The organism is Catenulispora pinistramenti (assembly GCF_018274385.1).
Taxonomy (GTDB): domain Bacteria; phylum Actinomycetota; class Actinomycetes; order Streptomycetales; family Catenulisporaceae; genus Catenulispora; species Catenulispora pinistramenti.
In genome coordinates this window covers 1-11963 of record NZ_JAAFYZ010000284.1, presented here as the reverse complement: position 1 = coordinate 11963, position 11963 = coordinate 1, and the positions used below count along the sequence as shown (strand labels likewise).

The 11963-nt window shown below is 69.8% G+C and carries 10 protein-coding genes; 5 read left to right on the top strand and 5 right to left on the bottom strand.

The window, feature by feature from the left end; genetic code table 11:
* Window positions 1-143: 143 nt before the first annotated feature.
* A complete protein-coding gene (locus KGQ19_RS43700) occupies window positions 144-929 on the bottom strand; it encodes an ATP-grasp domain-containing protein (RefSeq protein ID WP_212020678.1) in 786 nt (261 codons plus the stop codon).
* 118 nt (window positions 930-1047) lie between these two features.
* Between KGQ19_RS43700 and KGQ19_RS43695 the strand changes: the two genes are divergently transcribed.
* A complete protein-coding gene (locus KGQ19_RS43695) occupies window positions 1048-1704 on the top strand; it encodes a pentapeptide repeat-containing protein (RefSeq protein ID WP_212020676.1) in 657 nt (218 codons plus the stop codon).
* 115 nt (window positions 1705-1819) lie between these two features.
* Here KGQ19_RS43695 and KGQ19_RS43690 read toward each other — a convergent pair whose 3' ends face one another.
* Complete coding sequence (locus KGQ19_RS43690; RefSeq protein ID WP_212020674.1) at window positions 1820-2614, bottom strand: GNAT family N-acetyltransferase; 795 nt, start codon at window positions 2612-2614, stop codon at window positions 1820-1822.
* 143 nt (window positions 2615-2757) lie between these two features.
* Here KGQ19_RS43690 and KGQ19_RS43685 point away from each other — a divergent pair, with 143 nt between their 5' ends.
* Window positions 2758-5103, top strand: a complete 2346-nt coding sequence (locus KGQ19_RS43685; RefSeq protein ID WP_212020672.1) for an FdhF/YdeP family oxidoreductase — start codon at window positions 2758-2760, stop codon at window positions 5101-5103.
* A gap of 199 nt (window positions 5104-5302) precedes the next feature.
* Here the strand turns inward: KGQ19_RS43685 and KGQ19_RS43680 are convergent, their stop codons facing one another.
* The 3 genes from KGQ19_RS43680 to KGQ19_RS43670 form a co-directional block, all read right to left on the bottom strand.
* Window positions 5303-5638, bottom strand: coding sequence for an RNA polymerase-binding protein RbpA (locus tag KGQ19_RS43680; RefSeq protein ID WP_194895803.1), 336 nt, complete (start codon window positions 5636-5638; stop codon window positions 5303-5305).
* A gap of 353 nt (window positions 5639-5991) precedes the next feature.
* On the bottom strand, window positions 5992-6756 hold the full coding sequence (locus KGQ19_RS43675) for a response regulator (RefSeq protein ID WP_230420367.1): 765 nt from the start codon (window positions 6754-6756) through the stop codon (window positions 5992-5994).
* A complete protein-coding gene (locus KGQ19_RS43670; RefSeq protein ID WP_212020670.1) occupies window positions 6753-8408 on the bottom strand; it encodes an ATP-binding protein in 1656 nt (551 codons plus the stop codon). Before KGQ19_RS43670 ends, KGQ19_RS43675 begins: the two co-directional genes overlap by 4 nt.
* A 220-nt stretch (window positions 8409-8628) precedes the next feature.
* On the opposite strand from KGQ19_RS43670, the gene KGQ19_RS43665 reads away from it, so the two are divergent.
* The 3 genes from KGQ19_RS43665 to KGQ19_RS43655 are packed head-to-tail and all read left to right on the top strand — an operon-like array spanning window position 8629 to window position 11561.
* Entirely contained in the window at window positions 8629-9432 is an 804-nt protein-coding gene (locus tag KGQ19_RS43665; protein WP_212020668.1) for an ABC transporter ATP-binding protein, read from the top strand.
* Window positions 9433-9435: 3 nt separating this feature from the next.
* Entirely contained in the window at window positions 9436-10395 is a 960-nt protein-coding gene (locus tag KGQ19_RS43660; protein ID WP_212020666.1) for an ABC transporter permease, read from the top strand.
* Window positions 10396-10448: 53 nt separating this feature from the next.
* Window positions 10449-11561, top strand: a complete 1113-nt coding sequence (locus tag KGQ19_RS43655; RefSeq protein WP_307856692.1) for an ABC transporter substrate-binding protein — start codon at window positions 10449-10451, stop codon at window positions 11559-11561.
* Window positions 11562-11963 lie beyond the last annotated feature (402 nt).

Here is an 11963-nt window from a genome sequence, read left to right as displayed (position 1 = left end):
GGGCTGGGCTGGCTGGGGCTTCGGCCACGATGAAGGCCGGGCTTCCGACTAGAGCTAAAGACAAGAGCTACAAGGCTTGATTTATAAGGCTTGATTTATAAGCGGACCGCCGGGATGACCGGCGGTCCGCCGCGTTGTGCGCGCTAGACGCGAGGGCCGGCCAAGAACCGCCTGTCAGCATCGGACACCGCCGAGACCGGCCCGGCCGAGGCGATCACGATGTCCAGGACGCGGTCGGGATCGGCGGCGTAGCTGTGGGCGAACCAGGCCATGTTCGCTTCCACGACGGCCCAGCGTTCGGTGCCGGTGTCCGGATCGGAGATCAGGCCGATGTCGACGACCACCGCTGAGGGGACCAGCGGGCTGCCGGTGACCGCCTCCGCGACCTCCGCCCCGAACGCCAGGGCCGCCGCCGTGGCCGGGGCGACATCCAGGCGCCCGAACCGGGCATAGCGACTCGCGGCGTGCACCTTCGCGTCGAGCAGGAACAGCCGGTGCTCCTCGGCGAAGGTGACTATCTCCGAGACCTGAATCCCCGCCTCCGGCGGCAGCTGGGGCAGCCTGGTTCCGTCGGTGAAAACCCCGGCGTCGAAGGACTTGTCGCTCGGCGGCTTGGCGAAGAAGGGCCGGGTGAGGTGGCGTGCCTCGGCCGCGGTCATCGCCTCGACGCGCCGTCCGACGAGTTCCGCCGGCAGCGACTGGAGGAAGTCGTCCGGCGGTACGAGCAGGCCGAGTCCGAGAGCGTCGCCGACCTTCGCGCCGAGCAGCGGGCCGCCGTAGTACGCGCAGGTCCCCCGCGCCGCCGCCGGGACCTCGTCGGCGGCGTGCACCTGGATCCCGCGCGCACGTGCCGCGGCGGCCAGCAGCTCGGAGGTCGACGTGTGCTGCGGTGACAGGGCGAGGACATCGATCGGTGCGGACACGGTCATCGATCATCCCGGCTCGCCGCCCACGACTCAAACGGCTTTCCGACGCGACGTCAGGCGCTGGCAACCGCCCCCGAGAAGCCCCCGCATCGGGCGCACCCGGTGGGCCACAATGATCGGCATGCCATCTTCACAACCGATCCCGCCGCCCCGCCCCGACCTGCCGCCCTTAGCCGAGCTGGCACCCCTGGACTCCCGGGTACGCGACGAGGGCCACTACGAATACCAGCGCGCTGCGGACCTGAGCTGGGACGACGTGTTCGCCAACCACGCCCGCCTCAGTCAGTGCCTGCTGACCGAGGTGACGCTGGTCGGCGGCGAGTGGGGCAAGACCACGTTCGCGGACGTCCGCATCGAGGACTCGCGCCTGCTGGGCCCGGACCTGTCCGCCTCGCACTGGCGCGACACGGAGTTGGTGCGCGGCATCGCCTCCGGCGTGCAGTGGCACGACGCCGACATCCGCCGCGTCCACTTCGACCAGGTGAAGCTGGACGCGGTGAACTTCCGCGGCGCGGCCCTGACCGACGTGGTCTTCACCGACTGCCTGTTGCGCGAGATCGACTTCGGCGGCGCCAAGCTGGCCCGCGTACGCTTCCCCGGCTGCACCTTCGAAGAGGCCGACTTCAGCCGGGCCAAGCTCGCCGACGTCGACCTGCGCGGCGCGCGCCTGCACTTCAAAGCCGGCCTGGACGCTCTGCGCGGGGCCACGATCGACGGCGCCCAGCTGGTGGACCTGGCGCCGGCGATGGCCGGGCATTTGGGGCTGCGGGTGGCGTAGGACGCGCGCGACCACCGATACCGACAACACTGGCACCCCCACCGGCGCCGACACCCCGCCACCACCGTCGCCCCCACCCCCGCGACGGCTACTCCTTCACCCGGAAGTAAACCGGCTACTCCTTCACCCGGAAGTAGAACGGGAACATCTCGCTGAACCCGACCCGCGCATACAACCGCATCGCGCCCTCGTTCTCCTGCTCCACCTGCAAATACATCCGCGCCGCATCGTTCACCGCGGCCCAGTCCGCCAGCGCCGCGATGACTGCTCCCGCCGCGCCCTTGCTGCGGGCCTCAGGCCGGGTCGCCATGTTGAAGACGCCGGCCCAGCCGTCCTCCGCGACCGCGCGCCCGACCGCGACCGTCTCGTCGCCGAGCTCCACGCTGGCGTAGGCGCCGGCCTCGGTGATCCGTTGCAGCAGCCGCCACCGCGGCTCGGGGTCGCCGCCGACCACCGCGCTCCAGGCCTCGAACCACTCACGGGTCGGGTGCTTGTCCAGTCGTACACGCAGGGAGCCGCGCTCCGGCCCGCGCTCCGGCCCGCGCTCGGAGCCGCGCTGAGCGAGCGCCAGCACCTCCGACGTCGTGGCCGTCTGAAGCGAGACAGGGACCTGACGCTCATAGCCGCGCGCCGCCAGGAGCGCGTCCAGTCGCGGCGGCACGGCTTCCGGCGTCATCTGGAGCAGCGTCGGGATCCCCCGTTCCGCGGTGTAGGCCTCGGCGGCCGCGATCAGCGCCTCCAGTTCGGCCTGCGACGCTTCGTGGCCGCCGTGCGGCAGCACCGAGCCGATCCACCAAGAGCACCCCGGAGCGTGCCGCAGCCACCATCCGCCCACCCGCTCGCCGAACTCGGCGGGCACCGCGCGCGCCGCCCGTTCCTGAAGCTCGGCCGCCAGACTCTTCTGCACCACGCGTACCCCACCCGCTCCCTGCGCCGCCCGTTACGGAAGTGACGCCGCCCATCATCGCAGGGGGACGTTCAGGCGGACATTTCCGCGTCGGCGTCCGCGGCGGGACAATGGGGCCGAACCACCGAGGCAAAGGAGCCCGCATCATGGCCCGCAAGGCGCCGACCAACGACCCTGGCGATGAGAACCTGCGCGTCGGGCCCGCGAAGGACTGGGCGGCGGGGGTCCCGGCCGTGACCGTGGCGATGCGCGACGCGGTGAACCAGATGGGGGTCAAGCGGTCGGCGCAGACGCTGCTGCGGCTGAACCAGAAGAAGGGCTTCGACTGCCCCGGCTGCGCGTGGCCCGAGGCGGACAAGCGGCACATCGCCGAGTTCTGCGAGAACGGGGCGAAGGCGGTCGCGGAGGAGGCGACGCTGCGGCGCATCACGCCGGAGTTCTTCGCCGAACACTCCGTCGCCGAGCTGGCCGAGCGCAGCGGATATTGGCTCGGGCAGCAGGGCCGGCTCACCGCGCCGATGCTGCTGGACGCCGGGGCCGAGCACTACCGGCCGGTGACCTGGGACGAGGCGTTCGGCCTGATCGCCGACGAGCTGCGCGGCCTGGGATCCCCCGACGAGGCGGTCTTCTACACCTCCGGCCGGACGTCCAATGAGGCGGCGTTCCTCTACCAGACCTTCGTGCGCGCCTTCGGCACCAACAACCTGCCGGACTGCTCCAACATGTGCCACGAGTCGTCCGGCTCGGCGCTGACCGAGACGCTCGGCGTCGGCAAGGGCTCGGTGTCGCTGGCCGACCTGGGCAAGGCCGACCTGATCCTGGTGGTCGGGCAGAACCCGGGCACCAACCACCCGCGCATGCTCTCGGCGCTGGAGAAGGCCAAGCGGGGCGGCACGCGGATCACCGCGGTGAACCCGCTGCCGGAGGCCGGGCTGCTGCGCTTCAAGAACCCGCAGAACCCCTCGGGCGTCGTCGGGCACGGCACGCCGCTGGCCGACCGGTTCCTGCAGATCAAGGTCGGCGGGGACCTGGCGTTGTTCCGGGCCTTCGGCAAGCTGCTGCTGGAGGCGGAGGACGCGGCGCCCGGGACTGTGCTGGACCACTCGTTCATCGACACGTTCACGCACGGTTTCGACGACTACGCCAAGGCGGCGCGGGCCACCGGCTGGCCGGAGATCCTGGACGCCACCGGCCTGACCCGCGAGGAGATCCAGGCGGCGTTCGAGGAAGTGCGCGGCTCCAAGCGCCTGATCGTCTGCTGGGCGATGGGGCTGACGCAGCACAAGCACGCGGTGCCGACGATCCGCGAGGTGGTGAACGTGCTGCTGCTCGGCGGGCACGTGGGCCGGCCCGGCGCCGGGGTGTGCCCGGTGCGTGGGCACTCGAACGTGCAGGGTGACCGCACGATGGGGATCTACGAGAAGCCGAAGGACGCGTTCCTGGACGCGATGACCGCCGAGTTCGGCATCCCGATGCCGCGTGAGCACGGCTTCGACACGGTCGACGCGATCCGCGCGATGCGCGACGGCCGCGCGAAGGTGTTCTTCGCGATGGGCGGCAACTTCGTCGCGGCCACCCCGGACACCGACGTCACCGAGGCGGCGCTGCGCGGCACGGCGCTGACCGTCCAGGTGTCGACGAAGCTGAACCGCTCCCACGTGGTGCCCGGCCGCCGTGCGCTGATCCTGCCGACGCTGGGGCGCACGGAGGTGGACCGGCAGAGCTCCGGCGCGGGCACGGGCTCCGGTTCGGGCTCCGGCTCCGGCTCCGGCTCCGGCTCCGAGGAGCAGTTCGTCACCGTCGAGGACTCGATGGGCCTGGTCCACGCCTCACGCGGCCGCCTGGCCCCGGCCAGCGAGGCACTGCTGTCGGAGGTGGCGATCATCGCCCGCCTGGCCCGCACGGTACTCGGCCCGGAACACCCGGTGCCGTGGGAGGATCTGGCGGCCGACTACGACCGGATCCGCGACCGCATCGAGCGCGTGATCCCCGGCTTCGAGCAGTTCAACACCCGCGTGCGCCGCGGCTCCGGCTTCGCCCTCCCGCACGCCCCCCGCGACTCGCGCACGTTCCCGACCGCGACCGGCAAGGCCAACTTCACGGCGAACGAGTTCGAGGCGCCGACGGTGCCCGAAGGCCGGCTGCTGCTCCAGACGATCCGCTCGCACGACCAGTACAACACCACCATCTACGGACTCGACGACCGCTACCGCGGAATCCACGCCGGCCGGCGCGTGGTCTTCGTCAACCCGGAGGACCTGAAGGCCCTGGGCATCCGCGACGCCGCGATGGTGGACCTGGTGTCGGAGTGGACGGACGGCAGCGAGCGCCGCGCACCGGAATTCCGCGTGGTCGCCTACGACACCGCCCGCGGCTGCGCGGCGGCGTACTTCCCGGAGACGAACGTGCTGGTGCCGCTGGATTCGACGGCCGAGATCAGCAATACGCCGACTTCGAAGGCGATCGTGGTGCGGTTGGAGGCGGCGCTGTAGGGCGGGGCGTCGCGCGGCGGAAGTCTCTCGGCAACCAGCCGAACCGCCACCGCCGGCGCTACCGCCACCGCCCGCCGGACCGATCACCCGACCGACCGACCCCAGCGCAGCACGACACCGCCCGGCGACCAGGTGGGGCCCGGCCGGGCGGTGTCGTACAGGGTTCAGCGACCGGGGCGGTGCGGCCCCGGGCGCCGGGTCAGATCTGGCCGCGCAGCTTGGCCAGCGCCTCGGCGAGGATCTGGTCGCCGTCCTCGGCGGAGCGGCGCTCGCGGACGTACGCCAGGTGGGTCTTATAAGGCTCGGTGCGTGAGCGCGCCGGAGGGTTGTCCTTGTCCGGGCCCGCGGGGAAGCCGCAGCGGGGGCAGTCCCAGGTGTCGGGGATCTGCGCGTCGCTGGCGAAGGAGGGCTTGGTCTCGTGCTTGTTCACGCACCAGAAAGAGACGAACACCCGAGGGGCGCTCTCGCCACGCTCGGCCTCCCCCATCGGTCCCGCACCGACGCGGCTGCCTCGGATCGCGTTTCCACTTGCCACTGTCTGGTCTCCCTTGGTTCCGACCTACACTCCCCGCTGCCCCATGGGTGCCCGAGCGCCCGTGGAGATGCGGTGCAGACAGTGTAGGCATGTGCTGATGCACGATTCAGCAGGACCAGCCGGAAATCGCCGTCTTGGCGCCGCGATAAACGGACAAATAGGGGCGGAAGTCAGGGTTTCGTTATCGAAGCGCGACTGCTTCCGGCGTCCGGGCGTGCCGACGACGGTGCGTCGCGCGGTGCGACGGCACGCGCGCAAACCGAAGCGCCCGCAACGGTTTGCGGCCACGCGGCACACATCCGCGGCCACGTTCCGCGAGCGATGAGGGGGGCGGAAGCCGAACCGGCCCCGCCTCACCCCGTGGCCGAATAGCGATGTTCCGGCCGCCCGGTCGTCCCGTAGCGAAGCTGGAGCCGCACCACCCCGTGCCGAGTCAGATAGCTGAGATAACGTTGAGCCGTGGGCCGGGAGATCCCCACCCGCTCTGCCACCTCCGACGCCGAGACGTCCCCGACCGCCGTCCGCACCGCGTTGCGCACCAGTTCCAGCGTCGGCGCGGAGTGTCCCTTGGCCGGGAGCGCGGGCAGGGCCGGCTGGCCCCGCAGCAGCCCGAACAGCTCGTCCACGTCGGCCTGGTCCGCGTCGGCGTCGTCCAATGTCTGCATCCGGCGGCGCAGGTCCAGATAGGAAGTCAGCTTCTCGGCCATCGCCGGGTAGCCGAACGGCTTCACCAGGTAGTGCACGGCACCGAGCTGCATCGCCGTGCGCACCGTGCTCACGTCGCGCGCCGCGGTGATCACGACGAAGTCGGGGTGCGGCCCGGTCTCGGCGGATTCCGGGGTCTCCAGCAGCTTGCGGATGACGCCGAGCCCGTCGCCGTCGGGGAGATAGACGTCCATCAACACCAGATCGGGGCGCAGGGTGTCGAGCAGGTCCAGGGCCTGGGCCACGGAGTGCGCCTGGCCGCAGACCGTGAAGCCGGCGGTGCGGTCGACGTACGCGGCATGGATCTTCGCCACCCGGTAGTCGTCGTCGACGACCAGCACCCGCACGTCGTCGTCGGTCCCGGCGGCCCCGGCAGCCGACGGCACGGCGGAAGCCGCGGCGGCAGTGCTCATACTGATCTCGTACCCCCTCCGGCGCTCAGCGACGTTCCCCGATCCCCGGCGGCCTTCGGCAGCCGCACGGTGAACACCGCGCCGGGCCCCTCGGTCGCCGCGATGCTACCCCCGAGGCGCAGCACCAGCCGATGGACCAGGGCCAAACCGAGACCCCTTCGCATCGAACCCGTTGCCGGCTTGGTGGTGAAGCCGTCGGTGAAGACCCGCTCCGCCGCCCCGACCGGGATCCCGGGGCCGTTGTCGGCGACCCGCACCGTGATCCCGTCGTCGTCCTCCACGATCGAGACCAGCACCCGGCCGCGAGATTTCGAATCAGGCACAGCACCAGGGTCCACACCGGGCCCGGACACCGCGTCGAAGGCGTTGTCCACCAGGTTGCCCAGGATCGTGGTCAGCGCCTGCACCTTGTCCGGCGTGTCGCCGAGCCAGGTGTCCTCGGTCAGCTCCAGCTCCACCCCGCGCTCCCCCGCCACGGCGGCCTTGGCCAGGATCAGCCCCACCAGCACCGACGGCGCGATCCGGGAGCGCACCGACTCGGCGAACTCGGCCTCGGCCCCGGACAGGTCGGTCAGATACCGCAGCGCCTCGTCGGGCTCCCCGAGCTCGAGCAGCCCGGCGACGGTGTGCATGCGGTTGGAGAACTCGTGCTGCTGGGCCCGCAGCGCGTCGGTGAGGCTGGTGACGCTGTCCAGCTCGCGCAGCAGCCCGGACAGCTCGGTGCGGTCCCGTAGCGTCACCACCGCGCCGTGCGGCTTGCCGGCCAGGGTCACCGGCATCCGGTTCACGGTCAGGTAGTAGTCGTCGGTCAGCACCACCTGGTCCTTGCCCTCGATCTCGCCGGAGAGCAGGTCCTGCAACCGCCCGGCCGGGACCACGTCCTCCAGGAACCCGCCGACGCCGCCGAACATCGGCAGCCCGAGCAGCCGCCGGGCCTCGTCGTTGACCATGGTGACCCGGCCCGCCCGGTCGAAGGCGATCATGCCCTCGCGGATGCCGTGCAGGACCGCCTCGCGCTCCTGCAGGAGCTTGGCGATCTCGTCGAGTTCCAGGCCGAAGGTGCGGCGCTTGAGCCGGCGGGCCAGGCCGTAGGAGGCGAGGGCGCCGACGCCTAGGGCGGCGCCGAACCAGGCGGCGTAGACCGGGAGCTGGCCGATGAAGATCGGGGTGACCGAGGCGACCTTGCGGCCGACCGAGACCTCGCCGACCTGGTCGCCGAGCGGGCCGTAGAGCGGCACCCGGCCGTTCACCGACGTCCCGACGCTGCCGTGGTCGATGCGCACATTGGGCGCGGTGACCAGCGGCTCGCCGATCGACTGGCCCCGCTCGGCGGTTTCCGGGTGGGTGTGCCGGATCCCGTTCTTGTCGACGATGACGACGTAGTCGGTCTTGGTGTCGCGTTCGAGCCGGTAGGCGATGTCCTGAAGCGTGCCGTCGCAGTTCGGCGAGGGGAAATCGATACAGGTCCGGACCTGCGGGGTGTCGGCCACGGTCTGCGCGATCTGCAACGCCTCGTCCATGTACTGCCGGTCCACCTGCTTGCGCTCCTGGACCGCGAACAGCCCGAAGCCCACCAGCACCACCGCCAGCAGGATCGAGACCTGACTGACGAAGATCTGGCTGCTCAGCCGTCGTCCGGAAACCCGCCGCATTTTTCAGATTGTGTGCTGTTCCCGCAGATCAAACAAGGGTCCGCCGGCCGAGCAGAACGAGCAAAACAGCGAGTAACGCGGCAAACGCGGGTTGCGCACGAAACGGCGACGTAACCCGGCGGACGCGCTTAGTTTCTCAACACCCCGCTCGCGATGAGGCGTACGCCACATCGGCACCGGCCGGGCAATCGTTCAGCAAGCCGCAAGGGAGACCGATGCCATGGCAGGCACCGCGATCGAGATCAGGGACGTCACCAAACGGTTCCTCACGCCCAGGGGCGAGGTGTTCACCGCGATCCGGGACGTGACGTTCGCGGTCGAACCGGGCCAGTTCTGCGCCGTCGTCGGGCCCACCGGCTGCGGCAAGTCCACCACGCTGTCCCTGGTATCCGGCCTGGACCGGCCCAGTGAGGGCTCGGTGTGGGTGGGCGGCGAGCAGGTCGACGGGATCACCGACGGCGTCGGGTTCATGTTCCAGGCCGATGCGCTGCTGCCCTGGAAGACGGTGCTGCAGAACGTCGCCCTGGGCCTGATCTTCCGCAAGGTCGCCAAGAAGGAGGCGGTCGAGCGGGCCCGGGACTGGATCCGCCGGGTCGGCCTGGCCGGGTTCGAGGACCGCTATCCGCACCAGCTGTCCGGCGGGATGCGCAAGCGGGTGGCGATGGCCGCGGCGTGGATCACCGAACCGCAGGTGCTGCTGATGGACGAGCCGTTCGGCGCGCTGGACGTCCAGACCAAGGCGATCATGTCGAACGAGCTGACGCAGCTGTGGGAGGGCTCCCGGCCCTCGGTGCTGTTCATCACGCACGACCTGGAGGAGGCCATAGCGCTGGCCGACCGGGTGGTCGTCATGACGTCCTCACCGGGCGGGGTGAAGCAGGTCTTCGACATCGACATCCCGCGGCCGCGCGGCTCCGTGCAGGAGATCCGGTTCGGCAGCCGCTTCCTGGAACTGCACCACGAGATCTGGGCCACGCTGCGCGACGAGGTCGAGCGCGCCTACGCCCGCACGGCAGGAGTCTGAGACATGCATTCGACCAACGACAGCGGCTCCAACGGTTTGATCAGCGGTCTGGAGCAGGCCTCCCAGGCCGCCCGTCCGCTCGGCGGCGCGGAGCAGGCCCTGCACGACCGCATCGCGTCCGGCCAGCAGTCCCTGGACGAACGTACCCGCCAGGCGTCCGTCGCCTTCCGCCGCCGCAAGCTGAAGGTCTGGGGCGCCCGGCTGGCGATCGCCGTGATCATCATCGGCGGCTGGCAGCTGTTCACCGCGATGGGCTGGGTCGACAAGTTCTTCTACGCACAGCCCTCCGGCATCTGGAACCGGCTGTGGGACTACTTCGAGAACGGCACCGAGTTCGGCTCCTACCCGGACCAGATCAAGACCACGATGCAGGAGGCGCTGTACGGCTTCCTGATCGGCACCGGGATCGGCATCGTGATGGGCGTCGCGCTGGGGCTGAACCGGTTCCTGGCCGAGGTGCTGGACCCGTTCATCAAGGTGGTCAACGCGATCCCGCGCATCGTGCTCGGCTCGATCTTCATCGTCGCCTTCGGCATCGGGCTGACACCCAAGGTGCTGCTGGCCGCGGTCCTGGTGTTCTTCATCGTGTTCTTCAACGCCTTCCAGGGCGTGCGCGAGGTGGACCGCAACGTGCTGAACAACGCCAAGGTCCTGGGCGCCAGCCGCTGGCAGGTGATCCGGCACGTGATCATGCCCTCGGCGATGACCTGGATCCTGGCCTCCCTGCACAGCGCCTTCGGCTTCGCCATCGTCGGCGCGGTCGTGGGTGAGGTGCTGGGCGCGCAGCAGGGACTCGGCCTGCTGATCAAGTCCGCCCAGGGCAACTTCGACCCCTACGGGGTGTTCGCGAACATGTTCGTGATCGCCGCCCTGGTGCTGATCGTCGAGTTCGTCATCGAGCGCGTCGAGCGCCGGCTGATGGCCTGGCGGCCGAAGGTCCAGTCCGAGACCGCCCTGGTCTGAGCCGACCCTCCTGGTCTGCTCCACCCCCTCCCCCACCTGAAAGGCGATCCCCCGTGTTCTCCACGAAGAAGATGTTGACCGTGGCCGCGGCCGGCGTGCTGAGCCTGACCGCCCTGAGCGCCTGCTCCTCCTCGAAGAGCTCCGGCGCCTCGGCCTCCACCGGCTCCGCCCCCGGCGCCTCGAAGACCACCCAGCACGTCACGCTGATGGTCGGCGGCATCGACAAGCAGATCTACCTGCCCTACAAGCTGGCCGACCAGCTCGGCTTCTACAAGAAGTACAACGTCGACGTCTCCCTGAGCACCGAGCAGGACGGTGGCGTCGGCGCCGAGGACGCCATGGTCTCCGGCCAGGTGGACATGGCCGGCGCCTGGTACAACCACGCGATCGACTTCCAGATGAAGCACAAGAGCGTGGAGGACGTCGTGCAGCTGTCCGGCGCCCCCGGCGAGCGCGAGATGTGCAGCACCAAGAGCAACGTCCACAGCGGCGCCGACTTCGCGGGCAAGACGATGGGCGTCACCGACCTCGGCTCGGGCACCGACACCCTGACCCAGCTGCTGGCGGCGCAAGCCGGCGTCCCCAAGACCAAGTTCAGCCGCACCGGCGTCGGCGACGGCTCCACCGCCATCGCGGCCCTGAAGAACGGCTCCATATCCTGTGTCATGACCACCCAGCCGACCGTCACCGCCATCGAGAAGGAGAACGTCGGCACCTCGGCCATCGACCTGGCCACCACCGCGGGCGCCACCAAGGCCCTGGGCGGCGCCTGGCCCGCCGCCGGAGTCCTGGTCCGCACCGATTGGGCCAACCAGCACCAGGAGGCCGTCCAGGACGTGGTGGACGCCCTCGTGGAGACCATGCACTGGATCAACACCCACTCCGCGACGGACATCGCCAACGCCCTGCCGGCGACCTACACCAACAACGCGATCATCACCAAGGCCGACTACATCACGGCCCTGACGATGGACAAGGACCAGTTCCTGCCGGACGGGATCATGCCGGCCGGCGGGCCGAAGGTGGTGCTGGCCACCGAGAAGCTGATCGGGAACGCGGATGATTCGATCAACTTGGGGGCTACTTTCACCAACAGCTATGCGGTTAAGGCGAACCAGCTGGAGGGGTCCACGATGACTACTACGCCGGCGGGCGCTAACGGGTGATTCGGTGATTTGGTGATTTGGTAGGAGTGGGACCTTGCCGCCGTCTTCTTTGGGAGGCGGCGGCTGGTTTTTGGTGGTGGTTCGGGGGGTGGTGGTGGGTTTTGGTTTTGGGGCTTGCGGTTGGTGTGTGGTTAAAGGCTATTTTTACGGCCTTCGGTCATAGTTGTGCCGGTTCGGGGTTCGAGGCGGCGGGTGTGCTTGTCGGCTGCCGGTTCCCGCGTTCACAACCCCGCCCCACCTCAGGCCTCTTCAACTCCAGCAAGTCAGAGCAAGGGCAAAGGGCCAGATCAAGAGCAAGATCAACGACACAAGCAAGATCAACAGCAAGATCAAGGTCAAACCCATGGTGAAGGGCCGGGCCTCCGGCGGGCCTCGGCAACCTCAGGGAAACTAGCGCGGTTC